Source organism: Gaiella sp., assembly GCF_035710885.1.
Taxonomy (GTDB): domain Bacteria; phylum Actinomycetota; class Thermoleophilia; order Gaiellales; family Gaiellaceae; genus Gaiella.
Genome location: NZ_DASTCS010000023.1, coordinates 1 through 23621, shown reverse-complemented (window position 1 = coordinate 23621; position 23621 = coordinate 1). Strand labels below are relative to the sequence as shown.

30 protein-coding genes and 1 pseudogene are annotated in these 23621 nt (G+C 72.3%); 27 read left to right on the top strand and 4 right to left on the bottom strand.

Going from position 1 to position 23621, the window contains the following annotated elements; all coding sequences use genetic code 11:
• The first annotated feature begins 2 nt into the window (after nucleotides 1–2).
• The 10 genes from VFO26_RS05155 to VFO26_RS05110 all read left to right on the top strand — a co-directional run bounded on the left by VFO26_RS05155 (nucleotide 3) and on the right by VFO26_RS05110 (nucleotide 8940).
• On the top strand, nucleotides 3–809 hold the full coding sequence (locus VFO26_RS05155) for a hypothetical protein (RefSeq protein WP_325113828.1): 807 nt from the start codon (nucleotides 3–5) through the stop codon (nucleotides 807–809).
• The gene (locus VFO26_RS05150; protein WP_325113845.1) at nucleotides 806–1693 is read left to right on the top strand and encodes a dihydroorotate dehydrogenase catalytic subunit; all 888 of its coding nucleotides are present in this window, start codon (nucleotides 806–808) and stop codon (nucleotides 1691–1693) included. The genes VFO26_RS05155 and VFO26_RS05150 overlap by 4 nt, the downstream gene beginning before the upstream one ends.
• Nucleotides 1694–1727: 34 nt before the next feature.
• A complete protein-coding gene (gene mihF / locus VFO26_RS05145; RefSeq protein ID WP_325113827.1) occupies nucleotides 1728–2060 on the top strand; it encodes an integration host factor, actinobacterial type in 333 nt (110 codons plus the stop codon).
• Nucleotides 2061–2089: 29 nt separating this feature from the next.
• Entirely contained in the window at nucleotides 2090–2698 is a 609-nt protein-coding gene (gene gmk / locus VFO26_RS05140; RefSeq protein WP_325113826.1) for a guanylate kinase, read from the top strand.
• A 79-nt stretch (nucleotides 2699–2777) separates the two neighbouring features.
• Nucleotides 2778–3038 (top strand): DNA-directed RNA polymerase subunit omega, encoded by a 261-nt coding sequence (rpoZ, locus tag VFO26_RS05135; protein ID WP_325113825.1) that lies wholly within the window; start codon nucleotides 2778–2780, stop codon nucleotides 3036–3038.
• Between the two features lie 28 nt (nucleotides 3039–3066).
• Nucleotides 3067–4236 (top strand): bifunctional phosphopantothenoylcysteine decarboxylase/phosphopantothenate--cysteine ligase CoaBC, encoded by a 1170-nt coding sequence (gene coaBC, locus VFO26_RS05130; RefSeq protein WP_325113824.1) that lies wholly within the window; start codon nucleotides 3067–3069, stop codon nucleotides 4234–4236.
• Nucleotides 4233–5207, top strand: coding sequence for a MoxR family ATPase (locus VFO26_RS05125; RefSeq protein WP_325113823.1), 975 nt, complete (start codon nucleotides 4233–4235; stop codon nucleotides 5205–5207). Before coaBC ends, VFO26_RS05125 begins: the two co-directional genes overlap by 4 nt.
• Nucleotides 5204–6391 (top strand): DUF58 domain-containing protein, encoded by a 1188-nt coding sequence (locus VFO26_RS05120; protein ID WP_325113822.1) that lies wholly within the window; start codon nucleotides 5204–5206, stop codon nucleotides 6389–6391. The genes VFO26_RS05125 and VFO26_RS05120 overlap by 4 nt, the downstream gene beginning before the upstream one ends.
• Entirely contained in the window at nucleotides 6381–8585 is a 2205-nt protein-coding gene (locus tag VFO26_RS05115; RefSeq protein WP_325113821.1) for a transglutaminaseTgpA domain-containing protein, read from the top strand. The genes VFO26_RS05120 and VFO26_RS05115 overlap by 11 nt, the downstream gene beginning before the upstream one ends.
• A gap of 4 nt (nucleotides 8586–8589) precedes the next feature.
• A complete protein-coding gene (locus tag VFO26_RS05110) occupies nucleotides 8590–8940 on the top strand; it encodes a tetratricopeptide repeat protein (RefSeq protein WP_325113820.1) in 351 nt (116 codons plus the stop codon).
• A 1-nt stretch (nucleotide 8941) separates the two neighbouring features.
• Here VFO26_RS05110 and VFO26_RS05105 read toward each other — a convergent pair whose 3' ends face one another.
• Both VFO26_RS05105 and VFO26_RS05100 read right to left on the bottom strand, forming a co-directional pair.
• Nucleotides 8942–9265: a hypothetical protein gene (locus VFO26_RS05105; protein WP_325113819.1), complete on the bottom strand. Its 324-nt coding sequence runs from the start codon at nucleotides 9263–9265 to the stop codon at nucleotides 8942–8944.
• Complete coding sequence (locus VFO26_RS05100; protein ID WP_325113818.1) at nucleotides 9262–10314, bottom strand: glycosyltransferase family 4 protein; 1053 nt, start codon at nucleotides 10312–10314, stop codon at nucleotides 9262–9264. Before VFO26_RS05100 ends, VFO26_RS05105 begins: the two co-directional genes overlap by 4 nt.
• A gap of 45 nt (nucleotides 10315–10359) precedes the next feature.
• Here VFO26_RS05100 and VFO26_RS05095 point away from each other — a divergent pair, with 45 nt between their 5' ends.
• Together VFO26_RS05095 and VFO26_RS05090 are read left to right on the top strand one after the other, a co-directional pair.
• Complete coding sequence (locus VFO26_RS05095; protein ID WP_325113817.1) at nucleotides 10360–11076, top strand: endonuclease/exonuclease/phosphatase family protein; 717 nt, start codon at nucleotides 10360–10362, stop codon at nucleotides 11074–11076.
• Entirely contained in the window at nucleotides 11073–12137 is a 1065-nt protein-coding gene (locus VFO26_RS05090) for an aminotransferase class V-fold PLP-dependent enzyme (RefSeq protein ID WP_325113816.1), read from the top strand. Before VFO26_RS05095 ends, VFO26_RS05090 begins: the two co-directional genes overlap by 4 nt.
• An 87-nt stretch (nucleotides 12138–12224) precedes the next feature.
• Here VFO26_RS05090 and VFO26_RS05085 read toward each other — a convergent pair whose 3' ends face one another.
• Both VFO26_RS05085 and VFO26_RS05080 read right to left on the bottom strand, forming a co-directional pair.
• Nucleotides 12225–12788 carry an REP-associated tyrosine transposase gene (locus tag VFO26_RS05085; protein WP_325113815.1) on the bottom strand — a complete coding sequence of 188 codons (564 nt, stop codon included), beginning with the start codon at nucleotides 12786–12788 and terminating at the stop codon, nucleotides 12225–12227.
• A gap of 146 nt (nucleotides 12789–12934) precedes the next feature.
• Nucleotides 12935–13510: an HD domain-containing protein gene (locus VFO26_RS05080; RefSeq protein WP_325113814.1), complete on the bottom strand. Its 576-nt coding sequence runs from the start codon at nucleotides 13508–13510 to the stop codon at nucleotides 12935–12937.
• 26 nt (nucleotides 13511–13536) lie between these two features.
• Here VFO26_RS05080 and murA point away from each other — a divergent pair, with 26 nt between their 5' ends.
• The 15 genes and pseudogenes from murA to pyrH form a co-directional block, all read left to right on the top strand.
• Nucleotides 13537–14817, top strand: a complete 1281-nt coding sequence (gene murA / locus VFO26_RS05075) for a UDP-N-acetylglucosamine 1-carboxyvinyltransferase (RefSeq protein ID WP_325113813.1) — start codon at nucleotides 13537–13539, stop codon at nucleotides 14815–14817.
• Nucleotides 14814–15293 (top strand): hypothetical protein, encoded by a 480-nt coding sequence (hisB, locus tag VFO26_RS05070; RefSeq protein WP_325113812.1) that lies wholly within the window; start codon nucleotides 14814–14816, stop codon nucleotides 15291–15293. Before murA ends, hisB begins: the two co-directional genes overlap by 4 nt.
• A gap of 25 nt (nucleotides 15294–15318) precedes the next feature.
• Nucleotides 15319–15702 (top strand): Rid family detoxifying hydrolase, encoded by a 384-nt coding sequence (locus tag VFO26_RS05065; protein WP_325113811.1) that lies wholly within the window; start codon nucleotides 15319–15321, stop codon nucleotides 15700–15702.
• Nucleotides 15703–15731: 29 nt separating this feature from the next.
• Nucleotides 15732–17096, top strand: coding sequence for a CCA tRNA nucleotidyltransferase (locus VFO26_RS05060; RefSeq protein WP_325113810.1), 1365 nt, complete (start codon nucleotides 15732–15734; stop codon nucleotides 17094–17096).
• Entirely contained in the window at nucleotides 17084–17683 is a 600-nt protein-coding gene (locus VFO26_RS05055) for a YggS family pyridoxal phosphate enzyme (RefSeq protein WP_325113808.1), read from the top strand. Before VFO26_RS05060 ends, VFO26_RS05055 begins: the two co-directional genes overlap by 13 nt.
• Nucleotides 17684–17751: 68 nt before the next feature.
• Nucleotides 17752–18306 carry a cell division protein SepF gene (locus tag VFO26_RS05050; RefSeq protein WP_325113806.1) on the top strand — a complete coding sequence of 185 codons (555 nt, stop codon included), beginning with the start codon at nucleotides 17752–17754 and terminating at the stop codon, nucleotides 18304–18306.
• A gap of 140 nt (nucleotides 18307–18446) precedes the next feature.
• On the top strand, nucleotides 18447–18761 hold the full coding sequence (locus VFO26_RS05045) for a YggT family protein (RefSeq protein ID WP_325113805.1): 315 nt from the start codon (nucleotides 18447–18449) through the stop codon (nucleotides 18759–18761).
• 14 nt (nucleotides 18762–18775) lie between these two features.
• A complete protein-coding gene (locus tag VFO26_RS05040) occupies nucleotides 18776–19267 on the top strand; it encodes a DivIVA domain-containing protein (protein ID WP_325113804.1) in 492 nt (163 codons plus the stop codon).
• Between the two features lie 20 nt (nucleotides 19268–19287).
• Nucleotides 19288–19599 carry a DUF167 domain-containing protein gene (locus VFO26_RS05035; protein ID WP_325113803.1) on the top strand — a complete coding sequence of 104 codons (312 nt, stop codon included), beginning with the start codon at nucleotides 19288–19290 and terminating at the stop codon, nucleotides 19597–19599.
• The gene (locus VFO26_RS05030) at nucleotides 19596–19952 is read left to right on the top strand and encodes a TraR/DksA family transcriptional regulator (protein ID WP_325113802.1); all 357 of its coding nucleotides are present in this window, start codon (nucleotides 19596–19598) and stop codon (nucleotides 19950–19952) included. Before VFO26_RS05035 ends, VFO26_RS05030 begins: the two co-directional genes overlap by 4 nt.
• Nucleotides 19949–20545, top strand: coding sequence for a signal peptidase II (gene lspA / locus VFO26_RS05025; RefSeq protein ID WP_325113801.1), 597 nt, complete (start codon nucleotides 19949–19951; stop codon nucleotides 20543–20545). The genes VFO26_RS05030 and lspA overlap by 4 nt, the downstream gene beginning before the upstream one ends.
• Nucleotides 20517–21416: an RluA family pseudouridine synthase gene (locus VFO26_RS05020; RefSeq protein ID WP_325113800.1), complete on the top strand. Its 900-nt coding sequence runs from the start codon at nucleotides 20517–20519 to the stop codon at nucleotides 21414–21416. The genes lspA and VFO26_RS05020 overlap by 29 nt, the downstream gene beginning before the upstream one ends.
• Before the next feature lie 132 nt (nucleotides 21417–21548).
• A complete protein-coding gene (rpsB, locus tag VFO26_RS05015; protein WP_325113799.1) occupies nucleotides 21549–22457 on the top strand; it encodes a 30S ribosomal protein S2 in 909 nt (302 codons plus the stop codon).
• Nucleotides 22454–23263, top strand: coding sequence for a translation elongation factor Ts (gene tsf, locus VFO26_RS05010; protein ID WP_325113798.1), 810 nt, complete (start codon nucleotides 22454–22456; stop codon nucleotides 23261–23263). The genes rpsB and tsf overlap by 4 nt, the downstream gene beginning before the upstream one ends.
• 98 nt (nucleotides 23264–23361) lie before the next feature.
• Nucleotides 23362–23621 (top strand): annotated as a pseudogene (pyrH, locus tag VFO26_RS05005) (UMP kinase); the annotation flags it as partial.

The following is a 23621-nucleotide window of genomic DNA, read 5'->3' as shown; positions in this document are numbered from 1 at the left end:
GAATGCAGAGCGAGCACCTCCCCGTGGTCGCGAGCGAGGCCCTCGGCCCGTACCGGCTCCTCAGGCTCAGGCGTTCCGGGCTTCGGCCCGGAACGCCGGGTCAGTTCTTCATGCTCGAGGCGCCCGGACGGGTGCTGCCTCGGCCGTTCAGCCTCTGCCTGGCCCCCACCCGCGAGCTGGGGTTCCTCGTCGACCCGATCGGGCCCGGGACGCGCGCGATCGCGGGCCTGGAGCCGGGGGACGCGGTCAGGGTCACGGGCCCCCTCGGCAAGGGGTTCGACCTGGCCGTCTCGCGCCCGCTGCTGGTGGGCGGCGGGATCGGGATCGCTCCGTTTCCCTACCTCTCCGAACAACTCGGTCGACCGCCGGCCTTGCTGGGCTTTCGCACCGCCCACCACGCCGAGGCGGCCGCGCTCGTCCCGAACGCCGAGATCGTGCTCGACCCGACGCTCGTCACCGACGCCCTGCCCGCCGACCCCGGCGACGTGCTCGCCTGCGGCCCGGAGCCGATGCTCGACGCGGTCGAGGAGCGCGTGGCCGGCGCCCAGCTCGCGCGCGAGGCTCCCATGGCGTGCGGTTACGGCGCCTGCTACGGCTGCGTCGTCGAGCGTGACGGTGCGTACGCGAGGCTCTGTGTCGAGGGCCCGGTCTTGCGTTCCCCCACAAGCCCCCTTTTCAGCGTTCCAACATCCCGGGAGGCAGCGGCGGCTCCCGCCGGGCAAGCCCCGGCTCCGCCGATGGTCGCTCGCCCTTCCGAGGAGGGACGAGCCCCGTTGCCCCTGTCCAGCGCCGAGGACGGCACGAGCTGACCGTCCCCATCCTCAACGCCTCCGGATGCCTCGACGCCCTGACCGCGCCCGACGTGGCGCGCAGCCTCGACGTCTACGTCACGAAGACGATCCTGCCGCTCCCGAGGCGTGGCAACCCACCCGTGCGGATCGCCGAGACCGACCACGGGATGCTGAACTCGATCGGGCTCCAGGGACCGGGCATCGAAGCGTTCGTCACCGACCACCTGCCGCGGCTGGCAGGGCTCGGAGTCGAGCTCTGGGTGTCGGTCGGCGGCTTCTCGGCCGCGGACTTCGCTTCCTGCTGTGAGCGCCTCGACGGGGAGGGGCGGGTGTCCGCCATCGAGCTCAACCTCTCCTGCCCGAACGTGGAGGAGGCGCCGGAGACGGCGGCAGAGCTCGTCGCGGCGGCCCGCGCGTCGACGGAGAAGCCGCTGTACGCGAAGCTCTCGCCCGCGCAGTGGGACGTGGCCGCAGCAGCCCGTGCCGTGGTCGCCGCGGGGGCGGACGGGCTGTCGCTGGTCAACACGATCCGCGGGCTCGCGCTCGACCCGCGGACGCTCCGCCCCCGGCTCGCGCGAGCCGTCGGCGGCTACTCCGGGCCGGCTCTGAAGCCGATCGCGCTCGCCTGTGTCCATGCCTGCGCGTCGGCGGTCGAGGTGCCCATTGTCGGCATGGGCGGGGTATGGACGGGACACGACGCGCTCGAGCTCGTCGCCGCCGGAGCGGGCGCCGTCGGCCTGGGGACGGTGCTCTTCGCCGATCCGCTTGCGCCTGCACGGGTCAGAGCCGAGCTGGGGGCCGAAGCGGCCGCCCGGGGGCTCGCCGATCCCCTCGACGCGCGGGGAACCGCTGTTGTCGCAACGGAAAAAATCCTGCAAATAGCGGAAAACGGTACTGCTTGATTCACTGCCCGAGGGTGCTAGACTCGGCGCCTCAATGGTCACGTCGAAGACGCACGCCCAGGCGCCCGCTCGGTCGCTCGATCAGCGGATGGAAGCCCTCCAGCGTGCCAACGACATCCGCGTCAGGCGCGCCCAGCTGAAGAAGGACCTCAAGGAGGGGCGCGTCCAGATCGAGTCGATCCTGCTCGATCCCCCGGACTACGTCTCCACCGCGAAGGTCTTCGACATGCTGATGGCAGTCCCGAAGTTCGGCCGTGTGAAGGCTGCGCGGCTCCTGAACCACTGCCGCATCAGCCAGTCGAAGACGGTCGGAGGCCTCTCCGAGCGTCAGCGCGCCGAGCTCGTCAATCTGTTCAACCACAGGTGAGCTTCGGCCGACGAGGCCGGATCGAGTCGGTGCGACCCGTCTTCGTCGTCACGGGGCCCTCGGGGGCCGGCAAGGGCACGTTGATCCGGATGCTGCTCGAGCGGCTGCCGGGGGAGCTCGAGGTCGCGATCTCCGCGACGACGCGCCCGCTGCGCGCAGGCGAGGAGAACGGGCGCGAGTACTGGTTCCTGAGCGACGAGGAGTTCGCGGCGAAGATCGCGGAGGGCGCGTTTCTCGAGTGGGTCGAGTACGTCTCGCGCCGGCGGTACGGGACGCTTCGCTCGGAGATAGAGCGCATCGCGGGTCAGGGCCGCGTGTGCGTCCTCGAGCTCGAGCTGGACGGCGCGCTGCACGTCCAGGAGGAGGTTTCCGGCGCATGCACGATCTTCATCTCCGCGGACGTCGAGGAGCTCGAGCGGCGCCTGCGCGAGCGGGCGACCGAGTCGACCGGCGAGATCGAGGACCGGATCATGCTCGCCCGTTACCAGCTCGAGCAGGCGCACAAGTTCCGCTACATGGTCAGGAACGACGACATCGTCCGCGCGGGCGAGGTGCTGGCCGCGATCGTGGAGCGCGAGCTGGTGCTCGCGTCCGCGGGCTCGTCCGTCTTCCGCGGCTCCGAAGCCGAGGGCTCCTAGGCTTTCTCGGAAGGGCCGCCGGAGGTGCCTCCCCGCCCGTGAACCCGATCACGGGGGCTGCAGGTACCATGGCGCACCTATGATCGAGCCCCGGATCGACGAGCTTCTCTCGCACACGCGCACCAAGACGGATCCTGCGTCCAGGTACGCGCTCGTGATCATGGCCGCGAAGCGGGCGCGTCAGATCAACAACTACCACCACCAGCTCGGAGAAGGTCTCGGGCTGGAGGACGCACCGCCTCCGCTCGTCGAGTCGCGGTCAAAGAACTACCTGACGATGTCGATGGAAGAGATCGCGCGGGGCAAGCTCAGCTTCGCGTACGACACGCCGGCGCAGTAGCCCCGCTTTCGGCGGGCACAATGTGCCCGTGGCGCGGATCCTCGTCGGTGTGACGGGCGGCATCGCGGCCTACAAGGCCTGCGAGCTCGTGCGCCTGCTCGTCCGCGCCGGGCACGACGTCACGCCGATCACGACGCACGGCGCGGAGCGGTTCGTCGCCGCAGAGACCTTCTGGGCGCTCGCGCGCAAGGAGCCGCCGGCCGACTCCTACCCCCATCTGCAGGACGCCGACCTGCTCGTTGTCGCGCCGCTGACGGCGCACACGCTGGCGCGACTCGCCCTCGGGCTCGCCGACGACCTCCTCACCGAGACCGCTCTCGCGCACCGGGGCCCGCTTCTCCTCGCTCCTGCGATGAACACGGCCATGTGGGAGCACCCGGCCACGCAGGCCAACCTCGCGCTTCTCGTCGAGCGCGGCGCCGACGTGGTCGGCCCCGATCACGGGGAGCTGGCCGAAGGCCTCGTCGGCACCGGCCGCATGGCGGAGCCGGACGAGATCGCCCGACGTGCCGAGGCACTTCTCGGCCGTTCGGCGGAGAACGGGGCGCTCGCCGGTAAGCGCGTGGTCGTGACCGCCGGAGGGACGCGCGAGCCGCTCGACAACGTGCGCTTCATCGGCAACCGCTCGTCCGGACGCATGGGCGTCGCGCTCGCGGATGCCGCACGGGAACGCGGGGCGGTGGTGACGCTGCTGGCGGCCAACCTGCAGGTCGCGGCGCCGGAGGGCGTCGAGCTGGTGCCGACGCCGACGGCGGCCGACCTCCGTCGCGAGGCGCTCGCGCGCGCCGATGCGGACGTCGTGCTGATGGCTGCGGCGGTCGCGGACTATCGCCCGTCGGAGTCGCTCCCGACGAAGCGTCCGAAGAGCTCCGAGCCGTGGACGATCGACCTCGTGCCGACCGCGGACGTGGCCCGTGCGCTCGGTGCGAGCAGGCGCCAGGGGCAGGTGCTCGTCGCCTTCGGCGCGGAGAGCGGGTCGGACGGCCTTGCGCGCAAGCGGGCGATGCTCACGGACAAGAACGTCGATCTCGTCGTCTACAACGACGTGGGCAGGGGAGACATCGGCTTCGACAGCGCCGACAACGAGGTCGTGCTCGTCTCACGCGGTGGCGAGCGCATCGTCGCCAAGGCCTCGAAGCTCGCCATCGCCCATGCGATCCTGGACGAGGTGGAGAGCCTGCTCCCGGAGGCGTCGTGAGCGAGCGCGCCGGGCTCAGCCCCGCCGTGGGTGCGGAGCAGGCGGCGGCCGCGCTCGCCGACCGGGTCGTCGCGAACCTCGGCTCCGCGGTCCACGCCTCCCGTGAGACGCTGCGGCTGCCGCTGCTCTGCCTGTTTGCGGAGGGCCACGTCCTGGTCGAGGACGTCCCCGGCGTCGGGAAGACCGTGCTCGCGAAGGCGCTCGCCCGGTCGCTCGATCTGACGTTCCACCGCGTGCAGTTCACGCCGGACTTGCTGCCCGCGGACGTCACGGGGGTCAACGTCTTCGACCGCCAGAGCGCCACTTTCCGGTTCCGACCCGGTCCCGTGTTCGCGAACGTGCTGCTCGTGGACGAGATCAACCGGGCGTCCCCGAAGACCCAGTCGGCGCTGCTGGAGGCCATGCAGGAGACACAGGTGACGGTCGACGGTGCGACGCATGTCCTCGAGCGGCCGTTCCTGGTGGTCGCGACGCAGAACCCGATCGAGTACGAGGGCACGTACCCGCTCCCGGAGGCGCAGCTCGACCGCTTCGCGGTGCGGATGACGATCGGGTACCCCCCGCACGCCGAGGAGGCGCGCATGCTCGAGGAGCAGACGACGGAGCCGCCGCTCGATCATCTGAAGCCGGTCGCGAGCCATGACGAGCTGGTGCGAGCCGTGGAGGCGGCGCGGGGGATCCACGTCGAGGAGAGCCTGACCCGGTACGTCGTCGCCCTTCTGCGCCACACGCGCGGGTCGAGCAGGCTCGCCCTGGGCGCGAGCCCGCGCTCGGGCATCGCCCTGCTCAGCCTCGCCAAGGCTCGCGCGCTCGTGGAGCGCCGGGACTTCGTCGTGCCCGAGGACGTGCAGGCGCTCGCCGAGTCGGTGCTCGCCCACCGGCTGATCCTCGCGCCGGAAGCCCGTGCGACCGGGGTGACCGCGGAGGAGGTCGTCTCCGAGGCGCTCGCCGCAACCCCCGCGCCGGTGTGAGCTCACGCCGCGGCACGGCTCTGCTGGCTGCGGGCGTCCTCGTCGCTGCCTGGCTCGTCGGCTCGACGGCGCTCGCGGTGATGGGCGTCGGGCTCGCCTTCGCGGCGGCGATGACCCGCCTCTGGGCGGCACTCGTCGCGCGCGGGCTCGACGCAGAGCGAGCTGCGCCGGCGCATGCCCCCGTGGAGGGAGAGACGATGCGGCTCGCGGTCCAGCTCCGTGGACGTCGCTGGCTCGCGTCGCGGGTCGAGCTGCACGATCGACTCGGCCCGCTGGGCGAGCGGCTCATGCGCTTCGACGGGCGAGGGCACGCCCGTCTCGCCCTCGAGCGCGTGCCGCGTGGCCGCTATCGCCTCGGACCGGGCGTTCTCGTGGCGCACGATCCACTCGGCCTGACGAGCGTCGAGCTCGAGGTCGCCGGCGAGGCGACCGTCCTCGTGCGGCCGCGGGTCCCCGAGCTGCAAAGCCTCTTCACGGACTCCGGCAGGTGGGGGGAGGGCGGCCGCCGAGCCGCGCTGCGGCGCCCGAGCGGGCTCGATCCGCACGGCGTGCGCGACTACGTGGAGGGCGAGCCGCTGCGGGCCGTGCACTGGCCGACGTCCGCGAGGCGCGGCGAGCTGATGGTGCGCGAGCTCGAGGACGCCCCGCGCGACAGCGTGGCGGTCCTCCTCGACGTCGAGGCCGAGGCCGTCGCCGGGCCCGCAGGCGGGTCGAGCCTGGACGAGGCCGTCCGGGTCGCCGCCGGGCTGATACGCGCGCACGCGGCCCGCGCACGTCGTGCGGTCCTCGCGATCGGGGCGCCGACACCGCAGCTCCACAGGGTCAGCGGGCTTGCGCAGGACTGGGAGGCCGCGCTCGACGCCCTCGCGGGGGTGGAGCCCGCATCCGGGGCGCCGCTGCAGCAGCTCGTCGCGGCGCGCGGCGTCCTCGCGCACGTCCCCGAGCTCGTGGTCATCACCGCACGGCCGGAGGCCGTCGCCGACGCGCTGGTCGCGCGACGGGCCGTCGGCCGGTCGAGCGCGCTCGTTGCGATCGACGCGCCCACCTACGCGGGACGTCCCCCGTCCGCCGCCTCGCCGACGCTGCTCAGGCTCGCCGGCTCGGGTGTGCCGCTCGCCGTCGTCCGCGACGGCGAGCCGCTCGCCGAGGCACTCGCAGGGATACGGGCTCGGAATGTCGGCTAGCTGGACGATTCGGCCGGTCGTCGCCGCGGTTCCGGCCGTCGGCGTCGTGATGGTCGCGTGGACGATGCTGGAGGATCCGGTCTCCCGGTGGCAGTTCGCCGTCGCGGCGGCGCTCGCGCTCGTGCCCGCTGTGGCCCGCGACGGGCGTTGGCGCCTGGTTCTGACGGCGGTCGTCACCGCCGCCGCGCTCTCGATCGTGTTCGACACGTGGCCGCACACCGCGCTGGATCGCGCCTGGACGGCGTTGCACGACGCGCCGGCGGTCCGTGCTCCGTTCGACCCGGTCGAGCAGCCGTCGCTGCACGGCCTCGTGGTGCTCTGCGCCTTCGCCTCCGCGCTCGCCGCCTCGCTTGGCTCGGCGGCACGCCGGATCGCCCTCGTCGGCGCCGGCGTGGCCGTCGGCGTGGGCTTCCCGGCGGTGCTGCTCGAGGACCGCCACGCCCTTCTGCTCGGTGTGCTCGCCCTCGGGGCCTTTCTGTGGGCGTCAGTGGTGCTCAGCGCGCGCGACCTGCGTCGGGGCCTCGCCGGTCTCGGCCTCGCGGCTGTGATCGTCGGAGGATCGGGCGCGGTCGCGCTGGCCGGCGTCTCGCCGGGCGAGGGTCGCGTCGACTGGCGGGGCTGGGACCCGTTCGCGGGCAGCGGGCGAACGGCGGACGTCCGCTACGTCTGGGACGCCTCCTACGACGGAATCGACTTCCCGGCCCGCCCGACCGTCGTGCTCAAGGTGAGGGCGCCGAAACGCGCCGAGTACTGGCGCGTGTCGACGCTCGAGACGTTCGCCGCCGACCGCTGGATCGAGAACCTCTACCCGGTCGACATCGGAAGCGCACGTCGTACGTTGCCGGCCGACCCGCTCGTCCCTCGCCGGGACTCGGACCGCGGCGACTGGCTCAAACAGGAGGTGACCGTCGAGGGCATCGAGGAGACGCGCATTGCCGCGGCGTCCCAGCCCGCACGCGTCGAGGGGGGCTCGCTCGGCCGCCTCGTGTACCTCGACGGCGGCGTGATGCGCGCCACGCGACCGCTGCGCCGCGGGACGGAGTACACGGTCTGGAGCTACGCGCCCCGCCCGACGCCGAGGGCGCTCGCGGCCTCACCGCCACGCTACCCGACCGCCACCGACCGGTACCTCGAGCTGGGCCGCGCCCGGCTCCCGGGGTACGCCGCTGCGGGCCGGGAAGCACGGATCGACCGTCTGTTCGAGGACGACCGCTACCAGCCCCTCTGGTCGTACCGTCCGCTCTGGGAAGAGGCGCGCAGGCTCACGGCCAGGTCTCGCTCGCCCTACGAGGCGACGCTCGTCCTCGAGCGATGGTTCCGCGGCCGCGGTGGCTTCCGCTACGAGGAGAATCCGCCCCCGGCCGCCGGCGGGAACCCTCCGCTCGTCGACTTCGTCGAGGTGACGCGCGCCGGCTACTGCCAGCACTACGCGGGCGCGATGGCGGTGATGCTGCGGCTGCTGGGCGTTCCCGCCCGGATTGCGGTCGGCTTCACGGCGGGAACCTGGAAGGCCGGGGTCTGGACCGTCACCGACCAGCAAGCGCACGCCTGGGTCGAAGCCTGGTTCGCCGGGTACGGATGGCTCGCCTTCGACCCGACGCCGGGTCGCGGCACGCTGTCGGCGGTCTACACGCTCGCGTCGGACTCCGCCGATGCCGTGCGGGCCCTCGGAACGGGGCGGTTCCTCGACTTCACCCCGACGCTGCCGCAGCCGACCGGCCCGGTGACCCCGGCCGTCGAGCCCCCTGCACGTGACACCGGCTTCCCCTGGTGGCTCGTCGTGCTCGTGGGCCTCCCGCTCGCGGCCGCGGCGCTCGTGGTGCTCGCCAAACGGGCGCGCCGCTCGGTGCGGCTCCGCCGAGCCGATCCACGCGGCCTGGCCGCGGGCGTCCGGGCGGAGCTCGTCGCGGCGCTGGTCGACCGTGGGGCGGCGATCACGCCGAACGCGACCACGTCCGAGCTGCGCCGGGAGGTCGAACGGGTCCTCGCGACGCCCGCGGGGACGCTGACGGACTCGCTTGCCGAGGCCCGCTACGGCCCGGAGGCGAGAGCGAGCGTGTCCGCCGCTCGGGCCCGCGTGGAGCTCGACCGGGTGCTATCGGCCGTGTCGGCACGGGAGCGGCCCGCTGACAGGCTCCGCGCGGCCCTCTCGCTGCGCTCGCTGCGGGGCGGGTTGACACCGTCGGCACGATGATCGGATGAGCGCGGCGTACGACCTCTACCAGCAGGGTCGAAGCCACCTTCGGAGCGGCATGCCCGCCCAGGCGACCGTCGCGCTCGAGAAGGCGAAGCGGCTGGAGCCCGAGAAGGCCTCCATCCGCGAGGCGCTCGGGATCGCCTACTTCCGCATCATGCGTTGGACCGAGGCCGAGGCGGAGTTCCGCAAGGTGCTCGAGCTCTCGCCGGCGGACGACTACGCCCACTACGCCCTCGGACGCGCCCTGCGCAACCAGGGGCGTCACGACGAGGCGGAGACCTACCTGAAGCTCGCCCGCTCGCTGCGCCCGCGGCGGCCGGACGACGAGTTCGAGCTCGACGAGGCGTCGTAGCTCACGGCTCCAGGTCGGCGACGAGCGACGCGTATCGGCGAAAGCGACGCGCGGCGCCCGCGGCGAATGCGCGCCGGTACTCGTCCGCGGTGTCGCCGGTCAGCGTCGCGGCGTAGGCCTCGCGGATCTCCAGCAGTCGGTCGGCAAGGGCGTCGACGACGAGCTGGTAGTCGCCGTAGGCATCCTCGGCCGTGTCCCGTCCGGATCGAACCCACGCGTCCTCGGCCTCCGCGGCCTCCTGGAGAAGGTCCGTCTCGTCCCCGGCGAACAGTGAAAGCTGCCGAAGCACCAGCTCGTCGAACTGCCCGCCACGCCGCAGTCTCACAGGAGCTCCTCGTAGAGCTCGAGATGCGCGGCGGCGGCGGCGTCCCAGGTCAGCTCGGCACGTGCGCGGGCGGCCCCCGCACGTGCGGCCCGGAGCGCACGGGGGTCGTCGACCAGGTCGCGGATCGCGCGCGAGAGAGCCGCGACGTCCCCCGGAGGGACGACACGCCCGGCCTCGAAGCGGCGCACGACCTCGCCGAGGCCGCCCACGTCGTAGACGACGGCGGGAACCGCCGCGCCGAGAGCCTGCAGGAGCGCGCCCGACTGGTCGAGCTCCGCCCTGTACGGGAAGACGGCGACCGTGGACTCCGAAAGGGCGCGCTCGAGCTCCGCCGTTCCCAGGTAGCCGAGCCGCCACTCGGCACGGTCGCCCGCCGCGCGCCGCAGGTCGTCGAGCGGGATGCGCGGGTCGCCCGCCACGAGCAGCCTGGCGTCGGGCACGCCAAGGGTCGCGCGGACGGCGTCGGCCAGGCCCTTGTACGGCCTGATCACGCCCGGCGCCAGGATCGTGCGCCCGTCGTCGGCGCGCGGCGGGTCGCTCCGGAACACGGGGTGGGGGATCACCCTCAACGTGGACGGAGGCACACCGAGCCCGACGAGCGCGTCGCGACCGCGCTCGGAGTGGACGACGATCCGGTCGAAGCGGGCGAAGAGGCGCCGCCAGAGCCTGCTGCGGCGTGCCGTCCGGCGCGGGAGGAGGTCGTGCGCGGTGAAGACGAGCGGTGCGCGGCGACGGAGCAGGACGACGTCCAGCTCGGGCGCCGCGAGCCACTGGAGATGGAGGACGTCGGCGGGACGGGCGAGAAGACGCCGCATCTCGCGCGGATGCTCGAGCACCTTTGTTGCGACGCGGAGCCTGCTCCTCTCGATCCTGCTCGAGCGTGGATAGAACGCCTCGTCGAGCGCGTACCCGTCGGGTGAGGGCCGGTCGCCGAAGCGGAACTGCGACGTGACGAGCTCCACGTCGGCTCCAGAGCGCGCGAGCGCGGCAGCGAGCTCGTGGTCGTACGGGGGCGTGAAGGCGGGTGGATCGGCGAGGACGACGTGCATCGGCGCAGGCCGACGACGGTACCCGTAGCCTCGGAGCCCGGGACCATGGAGCTCCTCGTCCGCACCTGGAACGTGTTCCACGGCAACGCCCACCCACCACGCCGCAGCGGCTATCTCCGGAGCATGATCGAGCTGGTGACCGGAGACGGGCCCGACGTCGTGTGCCTACAGGAGGTGCCCGTCTGGGCGTTGCCCCGGATCGACGACTGGTCCGGGATGAAGCGCTTCGACGCGGTCACCCGTCCGCCGCTCTGGCCGGGGCCATTCTCGAAATGGCTCACCCGGGCGCACCAGGGGTTCTTCCGCTCGGGCCTCGCCGGTCAGGCGAACACGATCCTCGTGGCGCCCCGACACGCGGCGACGGGACTCGGGCACGAGCGCATCAGCGGCTCCGGCCGGGAGCGCCGGCTCGTCCACGCGGTGCGGATCGCGGGCACCGCGGGCGTCGTCGTCGCGAACCTCCACGCGTCGAACGACTTCGCGCACCCGGAGACGCCGCGCGAGGAGGCCGCTCGCGCGGCGACGTTCGCCGACGGTGTCTCGAGCCCGGGTGACGTCGTCGTGCTCGCGGGGGACTTCAACGTCGGGAATCCTCAGCTCGCCGGCTTCTCGGCGCCGGTCGAGGGCGGCATCGACCATGTCCTCGTGCGCGGGGCGCAGCCGGAGGCCGTCGCCACGTGGCCCCGGGAACGGCGGATGCACCATGGCGTCCTGCTCTCCGACCATCCCGTGGTGGAGGCTCGGATCGAGGTGCCGGCGTGACGTTCGAGCAGGCACGTCGGTGCTTCCCGGTGCTCGAATCGATCGCGTTCCTCAACGCAGGGACGTTCGGGCCGCTCGCTCGCCCGGTGGTCGAGGCGATGGAGGCCGCTCTCGATCGCGACCTCGCCGAGGGGCGGAGCGGCCGCGCGTACTTCGAGGAGACCATCGCCCTCCGCGACGAGGTGCGCCGCTCGTTCGCTTCGCTGGTCGGTGTGGAGCCGGAGCGCGTCGCCCTCACCGGGTCGACGACGGATGGGTGCGCGATCGTGCTGCGGGGGCTCGGGCTCGAGCCGGCGGACGAGGTCGTGACGACCACCGACGAGCACTTCGGGCTGCTCGGCCCGCTCGGTGCGACACCGGCGCAGGTCGTGGTCGTCCCGCCCGACGCGGAGTCGATTCTCGCGGCGGTGACGCCTCGCACGCGCCTGATCGCGACCTCCCAGGTGACCTGGACCACGGGCGCCGCGCTCCCGCTCGCAGAGCTTCGCGAGCAGAGCGGCGTGCCCGTGCTCGCTGACGGTGCCCAGTCCGTCGGGGCGATCCCGACCGACGCGGGCGGGCTCGACTTTCTCACGATCTCCGGGCAGAAGTGGCTCTGCGGGCCAGATTGCACCGGGGCGCTGGTCGTTGCGGATCCCGCGCGCGTCTCCGTCACCTCTCCGAGCTACTTCGCACAGCGGCGTCACGAGCCGAACGGCGCCTTCGACCCGCAGCCCGACGCGCGTCGCTTCGAGCCGGGCTGGTGGTCGCAGCCGACACTGCGGGGGATGCTCGCCGCCCTCGAGCTACGGCCCGAGTGGTGGTTCGAGCATGCGTGGGCCGCTGCCGAGCGGTGCCGTGCGCTGCTCGCCCCCCGCTTCGAGCTGGTCGTTCCTCCGGCCCGCTCGACTCTCGTCGCGTTCCGGCCGGGGGAGGAGGAGCCCGAGGCCGTCGTCGCGCGGCTGCACGAGGCCGGAGTGCACGTCCGGGAGATCCCCGGGCGCGGCCTCGTCCGCGTCTCCTGCGGCTGGTGGACGAGCGACGGCGACCTCGAGCGCCTCGTCGCCGCGCTCGACGGCTGACGCGCACGCGGTGCGGGCGTTACGGCGGTGAACTTCGTGCCAGGCACGTAGCCACGTCCGTATCCGACACGTCCGCGTCGGGCAGCCTCACGAGCCGACGAACAGAACGGCCCGCTCGCGAACGAAGGCCGCATAGAGCTCCGCGCCTCCGGTCCCTCGCCCGAAGAGACGCCGGACCCGCCCGGCCGCGAGGAATCGCGGACACGGCTCGAGCCCAGCAGTGGCGCGAAAACTGCTCCACGGCCAGTCGCCCGGGTCGTTGCATTCTCCGACTCGGACAGGGTTGAGCACCACGTAGCGGATCGCCTCGAGAAGGTGCTCCTCCGACTCGATGACGCGTGACGAGAAGCGCGCCTCGAATACATGCCCGGTGTGCCCATGGCGCTCGTTGAAGCGGCGTGCATAGAGCCCGTTGAGGCGGTGCATCCCCTTCGAAAGGCTCGGCGTGGAAAGGGAGATCAGCAGATGGAAATGGTTCGCCATCAGGCAGTAGGCCAGGCACGTCCAGCGGCAGCGATGGACCGTTTGCCCCAGAAACGCCATGAACATGCGCCTGTCCGCATCGTCCACGAAGATCGGCTCCCGCCTCACGCCGCGCGTGGTGAGGTGCACGATTTCGCCGACCGGCTGGACGCGAAGCGCTCGACCCATCCGAGCGAGAACGTAGACCTCCTGGCTGTGCGGATCCAGATGCCTGTCCCGGGCATGGCTCGAGCGAACGTGTCTACGTGCCTGGCACGTCGTTCGCCCACCACGGCGCCCAGCGGCGCTCGCGCCGGCCTTCGGGCGCACGCCGTTCAGGCGGCGTCGGCCGCGGTGCGGAGTCCAAGCTCGGCGGCGATGGGCTGCAGCGAGGCGATCACGTTCGCGATGTGCTCGTCCAGCTCGAGGCCGAGCAGCTCGGCGCCGGCGTAGACCTCGTCGCGATGCACGCCGGCCGCGAAGGAGGGCTGCTTGAGCTTCTTGCGCACCGACTTCGGCTCGAGCCCGTCGAGCCCGGTCGGTCGCACGAGCCCGCAGGCATGGACGAACCCGGAGAGCTCGTCGCATGCGAACAGCGTCCGCTCGAGCTGGGTCTCGCGCGGCAGCGCGAGGTGCTCCGCGTGCGAGAGCACCGCGCGGATCACGATCTCCGGATAGCCCTCGTCCCGGAGGATCGGCGCACCGTTCTGGGGGTGCTCGTCGAGCGTGGGGTGGATCTCGTAGTCGAAGTCGTGGAGCAGCGCGACGCAGCCCCAGAGCTCCTCGTCCTCGCCGTGGCGACGCGCGTAGCCACGCACGGATGCCTCGACCGCGAGGGCGTGACGCAGGAGCGACTCGCTCTTCGTGTAGCGGGTGAGCGTCTCCCAGGCCCTGTCGCGGGTGACCTCCACGGAGCCGGGTACGATACCGCCCCGCTATGCAGTCGTTCGTGATCGAGGGCGGACGTCCGCTGTCGGGGACAGTTCGCGCCGCCGGCAACAAGAACGGGGCGCTCCCGATCCTCGCGGCCACGGTGCTCGCGTCGGAGCCGGTCGTCCTCTCGAACGTCCCGCGGATCCGAGACGTCGAGACGATGGTCGAGCTGCTCGCCGACCTCGGCGCCTCGGCCGAGTGGACGGGCGCGAACGAGGTGACGGTCGACGCGTCCTCGGTGTCGAAGACCGAGCTCGACCCCGTGCTCGGCCGGGAGATCCGGGCGTCGTTCCTGCTCGCCGGGCCGCTGCTCGCCCGCTTCGGGCGAGCGACGGTGCCGCCCCCGGGCGGCGACGTGATCGGGAGGCGCCGCCTGGACACCCACATCCACGCGTTCATGGAGCTCGGCGTCGAGTTCGAGCTGAACGGCGCCTACGACCTGCGCACCGACGGGCTCCGCGGCAAGCGCATGTTCCTCGACGAGGCCTCGGTGATGGCCACGGAGAATGCGGTGATGGCCGCCGTGCTCGCGGACGGGGACACGATCGTCGGCCATGCGGCCTGCGAGCCCCACATCCAGGACCTCTGCCACTTCCTCGTCTCGCTCGGGGCCAGGATCGACGGGATCGGCTCGAACATCCTGAGGATCACGGGTGTCGACCGGCTCGGCGGCGGTTCGCACCGGATCCGGCCGGAGCACGTCGAGGTGGCGAGCTTCGCGGCGCTCGCCGCGACAACCGGCGGCGACGTGACGATCGAGGACGTCGAGCCGGACGACCTGATCTCGATCGTGCCGGCGTTCCGCAAGCTGGGCATCGCCCTCGAGGTCGGGGACACGACGGTCCGCGTCCCGCCCGGCCAGGAGCTTCATGTCGTCGACGACCTCGGCGACCAGATCCCGAAGATCGAGAGCGGGATCTGGCCGGCGTTCCCGGCCGACCTGACCTCGATCGCGGTCGTGGCGGCGACCCAGGCCCGCGGCACCGTGCTCGTGTTCGAGAAGATGTTCGAGAGCCGGCTGTTCTTCGTCGACAAGCTCGTGTCGATGGGAGCGAGGATCATCCTCTGCGACCCGCACCGCGTCGTCGTCACGGGCCCCGCCAGGCTCTACGGGCAACGCCTGGAGAGCCCCGACATCCGCGCCGGGATGGCGATGGTGATCGCGGCACTCTGCGCCGAAGGCGAGTCGTCGATCGGCAACATCGGGCAGATCGACCGGGGCTACGAGCGCATCGACGAGCGGCTGCGGGGGCTCGGCGCGGGGATCGAGCGGGCAGACCTGTGAGCGGTGCCCGGATCGCCGACGGCACGGGCGTCGCGAACGTCGCAACCGGGGTGCCCGTCCTCGACCACCTCCTCGCGGAACTCGCCCGCGCGGCGCACTTCGACCTGGCGCTCGAGATCGACCCGGACGACCCGGAGGCCGAGGTCGACGCGGCCGGCACGGCGCTCGGTCGCGCGATCGCTCCACGGCTCGTTTCCGGTGCGCACGGCGAGGCGACCGTCCCCGCGGACGAGGCGCTCGCGATGGTCGTCGTCGAGCGCTCGGAGCGCCCGCTGGTCGCGTCGAACGCCGACCTGACGGGGGCCGGCGGCCTGGGCACCGACCTGGCGGCGCGGTTCCTCGGCCGTCTCGCAGACGAGGCGGGGCTGACCGTGCACGTGCGCCTGATGGAGGGCGAGGACACAGGGCACGCGCTCGCCGCGATCTTCAAGGCGCTCGGGGTCGCGCTCGCGCGCGCAGGCGAGCCCGCCCGCTGACGACCGACGCACCAAGGAGGCAGGCATGCAGAAGACCGTGATCCGCACCGAGGCGGCGCCCGCGCCGTTCCAGGGGGCTCCGTACAACCAGGCGATCGTGGCGGGCGACCTCGTCTTCGTCGCGGGGCAGCTCGGCCTCAAGCCGGGCGACACCGCCGTCGAGGGGGACATCACGCAGCAGACCGAGCAGGCCCTCGCGAACCTCGAGGCGATCCTCGAGGCGGCAGGGAGCTCGATGGAGCAGCTCGTCAAGACGAGCGTGTTCCTGATGGACCTCGGCGACTTCCAGGCGATGAACGACGTCTACGCGGCCCGAGTCGGCGACCGGCCGCCGGCGCGGTCGACGTTCCAGGTCGCCCAGCTCCCGTCCGGCGCCCTGGTCGAGATCGAGGCGATCGCGCACCTCTGAGCGCAGGGCGAGATATATCTCGCCCTGCCGTGTCGACCGAGATCCGACGCTACGTCCGCTCGCTCGGCCTCGACGCGTATGTCGTCGGGGGAGCGGTGCGCGACGAGCTCCTCGGGATCGAGCATGCGGACGAAGACTTTCTCGTGCCGGGCGTCGACCACGCGGGCCTGCGCGCCGCGCTCGAGCCGCACGGGGCCGTCGAGGACATGGAGGTGCACGGCCAGCTCGTCGGTGTCCGCTTCTACCCGCGTGACCGTGCGATCCGAGCGCTGGCTCCCGCGGGGATCGAGCTGACGCCTCCGCGGAAGGAACGAAGCGTCGGGCCGGGCCATCGCGACTTCGAGATCGTCGCCGACCCGACGGTGTCGATCGCGGACGACATGGCGCGGCGCGACTTCACGGTCAACGCCATGGCCCGCCGGCTCGAGACCGGCGAGCTGGTCGACCCCTTCGGCGGGCTGGAGCACCTCGAGCGGCGTGAGCTCCACACCGTCGGCCGGGACAGCTTCCGGGAGGACCCGCTGCGCATTCTGCGCGGCCTGCGGCTCCTCTCCCAGCTGTCGTTCACGCTCACGGACGAGACGCTCGGGCAGATGCGGGCCGAGGCGCCCGGCTTGCGCCATGTCTCGGCCGAGCGGATCGGCGGCGGACTGGCCGCCGACGGGATGGGCGAGCTGTCGAAGCTCCTGCTCGGAACGCAGCCGGCGAAGGCTCTTCGGCTCGCGCGCGACACGGGCGCGCTCGTCCAGTTCCTTCCCGAGTACGAGGCGGCGATCGGCTACGAGCTCCGCACGGAGCGGCAGCCCGCGCCGCTCGACGAGCACCTCTTCGAGGTCGTGCAGAGCACCGCGGACGCAGAGGACGAGCTCTCCGTGCGCCTGGCGGCGCTGCTGCACGACCTCGGCAAGCCGGACGCCGACCGGTCCGGCGAAGACCACGCGCAACTCGGCGCGGTGATCGCGGGACGCGTGCTACGGCGTCTGCGCTACCCGAACGCCCTCCGCCAGGAGGTTGCCCGTCTCGTGGGCGGCCACGCGTTCCACCTCGACGGGACGATCGACGGGCTCTTCGCGCGGCGGTTCCTCGCCTCGCACGGCATCGAGCGCGCCCGGCGTCTCGTCGCCCACAAGCGCGCCGATCTCGCCGCGAAGGTGGTCGAGCCCTGGGAGCACGAGCACCTCGCCGTCCTCGAGCGACGGCTCGAGGAGGAGCGGGACAGCCCGCACCGGCTCGCACAGCTCGCCGTGGACGGCAACGACCTGATCGAGGTGGGCTACCGGGAGGGCCCGGCGCTCGGCGAGGAGCTCGCGCGCCTGCTGGACATCGTGATCGACGATCCTGTCGCGAACGACCGTGCCACACTCCTCGAGGAGGCCCGCCGATGCCTGGCCTGAGCGTCGAGGCGGTCCGGGACCGCTACCGCCGCATGCGGGTTGAAGCCGGCCCGGCCGTCACCGTCGTCGCCGCGACGAAGTACGTCTCCCTGGAAGAGCTCGCCACGCTCGCCGAGGCCGGCGTGGAGGTCGTGGGGGAGAACCGCGCGCAGGATCTCGCGGCGAAGCACGCGGCCTACGGAGATGCATTCCGCTGGCACTTCATCGGCCACCTGCAGTCGAACAAGGTGAAGATCGTCAATCCGATCTGCGAGCTCGTCCACTCGCTCGACTCGGAATCCACGGCGCGGCGGCTCACCGTGCCCGCGTTGCTCGAGGTGAACCTCTCCGGCGAGCCCTCGAAGTCCGGAGTCGCGCCCGAGGAGATCGCCGCCTGGCTCGAGCGCTTCCCGGCGATCCGCGGGCTGATGACGATGCCGCCGCTGGCCGACGACCCGGAGTCCTCGCGACCCTGGTTTCGGCGGCTCGCGGGGCTGGCTGCCGAGCACGGCCTCGCGGAGCTGTCGATGGGCACCTCGCAGGATTGGCGCGTCGCCGTCCAGGAGGGGGCGACGCTGATCCGCGTCGGCTCCACGCTCTTTCGCTGACCGGCGGGCGAAAGCGGGCGGCCGAGGGAGGTCAGCCGTCGTGGGCAGGGGTTACGATCCCGCCTGACATGGGCCTGGGCGACGTGTGGAACCGGACGCTCGTCTACTTCGGCATCGCCGAGGACGAGGAATGGGACGACGAGCTGACCACGACGAGCGAGGAGCTCGAGCGCGACTACCGCCGCCGTGACAGGGCGAACGTCCGGCGCCTTCCGCGCAGCCGCGAGGCGGAAGGCTGGTCCGAGCCCGACAGCGTCTCGGAGCCCGAGCTCGAGGCGACACCGGCCAGAGCGTCGTCCCGGCGCACCCGGCTGCGGGGTGTCGAGAGCTCCTCGTCGCAGGTGCGAGTCCATCTCGTCCTCCCCCGGAGCTTCAACGACGCCCAGCAGATCGCCGACCGCTTCAAGGACTCCGTGCCGGTGATCCTCAACCTCCAGTCCGCCGACACCGAGCTCTCGAAGCGGCTGATCGACTTCGCGAGCGGGCTCACGTACGCGCTCGACGGCAGCATGCAGCGCGTCGCCGACAAGGTGTTCCTGCTGACGCCGCGGAACGTCGAGGTGTCGGCCGAGGAGCGCGCCCGCGCGCTCGATCCGGCAGGCGCCTTCTTCAACCAGGCCTGACCCCCTGACGCCCCGGCGGCGGGCTCCGCCGGGCAGAGCCCGCCTCCGCCCGCCTCGTGCCGCTGACAGGGGAGGCGCAGCAGGATCGTCGGCGCCGGCGAGGACGCAGGAACGGCCGGTCTCGGCCAGAATCCCTCGTCGTGGGCGACGCACGCGTCGGCTCGATGCTGCTGGCCGACACGGCGACGTCGGTCCAGCGCTTCGTGTCCGTCTTCGTCGGCGTCTACGTCCTGCTGATCCTCGCCTACATCATCACGTCGTGGATCCCCGGCGGCGCGTCGCCCACCCTCGAGCGCGTGCGCCAGTTCCTCTACGACGTCTGCGAGCCGTACCTGCGCATCTTCAGACGCGTGATCCCGCCGCTCGGCCCCCTCGACCTGTCTCCGATCGCCGGCGTGTTCGCGCTCTACCTGCTCGGGATGCTCGTGAACACGCTGATCGACCGGATCCTCTGAGCAAGGGAGACGACATGCCGCTGACACCCGTTGAAGTGAGGCACCTCGACATGCGCCGCGGCCTCCTCGGCTACCGGCGCTCGAGTGTCGAGAAGGCGATCGAGGAGGTCGCCGACAGCTTCGAGGCCGTCTGGCGCGAGCGGGCAGAGCTCACGGAGCGTGTCCACGTGCTCGAGGCGGAAGTGGCCCGGCACGTGGAGCTCGAGACGCTCTTGCGCTCGACGCTCGTGTCGGCGGAGCGCGCCTCCCAGGACATGAAGGAGCAGGCCCGCCGCGAGGCCGAGCTGACGGTCTCCGAGGCGAGCGCCGAGGGTCGACGTCTCCTGCGCGACGCGATCGCGGAGAAGGAGCAGCTCCTCTCCGAGACGAAGCGCATCCGGACGATGCTGCGGGCGGCTCTCGAGGTGCTCTCCGACGAGGAAGACGTCGCCGACGTGCCGTCGGAAGCGGCGTCCGAGGTGCCCGCTCCGCGCGAGGATCCGGGCCCGAGGCGGCTCGCCGGATAGCCGGTCACTATCCTTGGGGCGTGCCTTCGGTCGAGCACCCGAGCAGGTCGAGCACGCCCGTGCGGCTCCGCTTCCGCGTCACGCCTGGAGCGCGGAGCTCGGAGGTGGTCGGACGGTACGGCGACGGGTGGAAGATCCGTGTTCACGCGGCCCCCGAGCGCGGCCGGGCCAACGAGGAGGTCGTGTCGCTCCTCGCCGAGACGCTCGGGGTCACACCGCGCGACCTCAGGGTCGTGGCCGGGCACACGGCTCGTGACAAGATCGTCGAGCTCGATCGGCTGACACGCGAGGAGGCGGAGCGCCGGCTCTCCTCCGGGGAGGAGCACGCATGAGCATCGACATCGAAGACCGCCGGGGGGAGCTCCTGGCGATGAGGGATCGTGTGCTCCGCGCCGCGCAGGACATCGTCGAGGACGACAAGGACGACGGCGAGCTGTCGAGCGCAGCAGGCGACCAGCACCTCGCCGACCACGCGAGCGAGATGTTCGATCGCGAGGTCGACGAATCCCTGGGGGAGAACGCTGACCAGCTCGTCCGCGACATCGACGCCGCGCTCGCCCGGCTGGACGAGGGGACGTACGGCACGTGCACGCGCTGCGGGCAGCCGATCCCCGAGGAGCGCCTGGACGCCGTGCCGTACGCCGTGCTCTGCGTCTCCTGCAAACGCGACGAGGAGCGCCGATGAGCGAGCCCGCCCGCGCCGAGCCGGCCCGCTCCCAGCTCGAGGTGCGTGTCGGCTCCGCCACCAACGCGCTGCAGCCGATTCCGGGCGCGTCACGGTCGCTGGCGGCGGGCGTCGGCCAGTGGGTCGGCCTGGGCCTCGTCGCGCTCGCGGCGGCGGGCGCCGATCAGCTGACGAAGTCGTTCGTCGCCGGGCGCCTGACGCTCGGAGACGCCGTCGAGATCGCGGGCCCGTTCGCGATCCACCACGTGCGCAACACGGGCATCGCGTTCGGGCTGTTCTCCGACTCGACCTCGATCGTGATCGTGCTCACGGCGGTTGCGATCGGGGCGATGGTGGCCTTCTTCGCCCGCTCCGGGCGGCGCCATCCGCTCCTACCGGTGGCGGTCGGTCTGGTGCTCGGTGGGAGCATCTCGAACCTCGTCGACCGGCTTCGGCTCGGCTACGTCACCGACTTCCTGGATCTCGACTACTGGCCCGCGTTCAACCTCGCGGATACGTTCATCGTCGTGGGGGTCGGTGTCCTCTTCGTCTCGTTCGTCGCGGCCGACCGTTCCAGCCCTGCTGTTGGCACGTCACCGCTCTCGCGTCTCTGACGCGGACGCGGGACGACGGCTGGACGCGGTCGTCGCCGAGCTTCCGGGCGTCGGTACACGCGCGCTCGCAGAGCGCCTCGTGGTGGGCAGGGCCGTGCTCGTGGACGGGATCGCCCGCCCGAAGAGCCACCGGCTCGCCGGCGGCGAAGAGCTCGAGGTGGACCTGCCCGGCGAGGTGGGGCTGGCTCCGATCGAGCTCCCGCTCGAGGTCGTGTTCGAGGACGCCCACCTGCTCGTGGTCGACAAGCCGGCCGGGCTCGTCGTGCATCCCTCGGGGCCCGAGGAGCGGGCGACGCTGGCCCACGGGCTGGTCGCGCTCGGGGCGGCGGGAGGCGATCCCGAGCGGCCGGGCATCGTGCACCGCCTCGACCGCGACACGTCGGGCCTGCTCGCCGTCGCTCGTTCCCCGGAGGCGCACGCGCGGCTCACCGAGGCGATCGGCGACCGTCGCGTCGAGCGGCGCTATCTCGCGCTCGTCCGCGGGCAGCCCCGCTCGCGCACCGGGAGAATCACGGCACCGATCGGCCGCGACCGGCGCGATCGCACCCGTCACTCGCTCGACACCGCGACGCCGCGGGAGGCGGTCACCTGGTTCGAGCTCCGCGAGCCCCTCGGCGAGCGCGCGCTGCTGGAGATCCGGCTCGAGACGGGCCGCACACACCAGATCCGGGTCCACCTCGAGGCCGTCGGGCTCCCTGTGTGCGGCGACCCGACGTACGGCGTCGCCGGCGACCTCGGGCTCGAGCGGCAGTTCCTGCACGCCCACCGGCTCCGGCTCGTGCACCCGTTCACGGGGGAGGAGCTCGACCTCACCTCCCCGCTGCCGCCCGACCTCGCGGCCGCGCTCGAGCGCGCCCGCGAGACGACCTGAGAGCCTCCCAGCTACCATTCGGCGGTTCAGACCCGCCTACCCGGCGACGCCTCCGGACGGGGGTGCCGGCGCTCTCAGCCCGGTTCCGTCCGCGCCCGCCGGCGCACCGCAACCGAACCGAAAGGATTCATCGTGGCAGTCGTCTCCATGAAGGAGCTGCTGGAGGCCGGAGTGCACTTCGGTCACCAGACCCGCCGCTGGAACCCGAAGATGAAGCGCTTCATCTTCGACGAGCGCGGCGGCATCTATATCATCGACCTCCAGCAGACGCAGGCGCTGCTCCAGGAGGCGCACGACTTCGCCCGGAACATCTCCGAGCGGGGAGGGACGATCCTCTTCGTCGGCACCAAGAAGCAGGCGCAGGAGGCGATCGTGCGCGAGGCGACGCGCGTCGGTCAGCCGTTCGTCGCGCATCGCTGGCTTGGTGGCCTGCTCACGAACTGGCGCACGATTGCCGACCGCATCGCGTACCTCCAGGAGCTGCGGCGCCTGAAGGAGGAGGGCCAGCTGGACCTGCTCCCGGCGAAGGAGCGGATCGCGATGACCGGTGAGCTCGAGAAGCTCGAGGCGAACCTCGGCGGCGTGTCGACCATGAAGCGCCAGCCCGACGCCGTGTTCATCGTCGACCTCCGCAAGGAGCAGCTCGCGCTGCGCGAGGCCCAGCGCCTGGGCCTGCCGGTGATCGCGCTCGTCGACACCAACTGCGACCCGGACGAGGTGACCTACGTCGTGCCGGGCAACGACGACGCGATTCGCTCGTGCTCGCTCGTGATCCGGGCGATCGCCGACGGCATCGCCGACGCGTCGACCAAGGTCACGGAGGCCGAGCTCACCCGCGACGCGGAGCAGGCGCCCGCCCGCGAGCCGGAGGGCGCGCCGGAGGCCGCAGAGACCGGGGCGCAGGCGACGCCCGCCACGGAGACGCAGGCGCAAGCCGTAGATCGGGCGGCGCCCACCGCCGAGACGGGCGAGGAGGGCGAGGAGCCCGCCGCAGCGGAGACTCCCGAAGCGGTCGGCGCGGAGACGAGGGAGCAGTCGTGAGCGGCGTGACCGAGATCAGCGCCTCCCTCGTCAAGCAGCTCCGCGACCAGACCGGTGCCGGGATGATGGCCTGCAAGCAGGCGCTCCAGGAGACCGGGGGAGACCTCGAGGCCGCCCGCACGCTCCTCCGCGAGAAGGGCATGGCCGCGGCCGGCAAGCGCGCCGACCGGGCCACCACCGAAGGGCTCGTCGGCGTGCTGGTCGAGCCGGGCGTCGTCACGATCGTCGGCCTGGGCTGCGAGACCGAGCCGGTCTCGAAGAACGACGCCTTCCAGGCTTTCGGCGAGAAGGTCCTCCGCGCGGTGCACGCCGACGGGCCCGCCGCCGTGGAGAGCTTCGACGGCGAGCGCACGGAGCTGATCGCCCAGCTGGGCGAGAACATCGTGATCGCCGGGGCCGAGCGCTTCGAGGGAGGGACCCTCGCGGCGTACGTGCACCCGCCCGCGAACAAGATCGGCGTCGTCGTCCAGCTCGAGGGCGGCACCGAGGAGCTGGCCCGCCAGGTCGCGATGCACATCTCCTTCGCGGCCCCGCACTACACCTCGAGGGAGGACGTCCCGGCCGACGTGGTCGCCGCGGAGCGGCAGATCTACCTCAACTCCGACGAGGTCTCCTCCAAGCCGGAGCAGGCACGTGACAAGATCGTCGACGGCATGCTCGCCAAGCGCTTCTTCGCCGCGGCCCCCGGAGGCGTCCTCCTCGAGCAGGCGTGGATCCACGACGCCTCGAAGACGGTCGGCGCCGCGCTCGACGAGGCAGGCGCGAAGGTCCAGGCATTCGCACGGGTGTCGGTCGCCGGCTCGTGAGCGCTCCGCCCGAGGAGCTCGCGGAGCGGGCCGCTGCGGACGCGCGGGTCGCTCCCGCGTTCCGGCGGGCGTTGCTCAAGCTCTCCGGCGAGAGCCTCATGGGCGATCGCGAGTACGGAGTCGACCCGGACACCGTCGAGTCGATCGCCCGCGAGGTCTTCGCGGTGCAGGATGCAGGAACCGAGATCGCCGTGGTCGTCGGCGGCGGCAACTTCTACCGCGGGATGAGCGCCGCGGCCGAGGGGATGGACCGGGCGACCGCCGACTACGCGGGGATGCTCGCGACGCTGCTGAACGCTCTCGCGCTGCAGGACGCGCTCGAGCGCCTCGGGGCGCAGACGCGGGTGCAGTCCGCCGT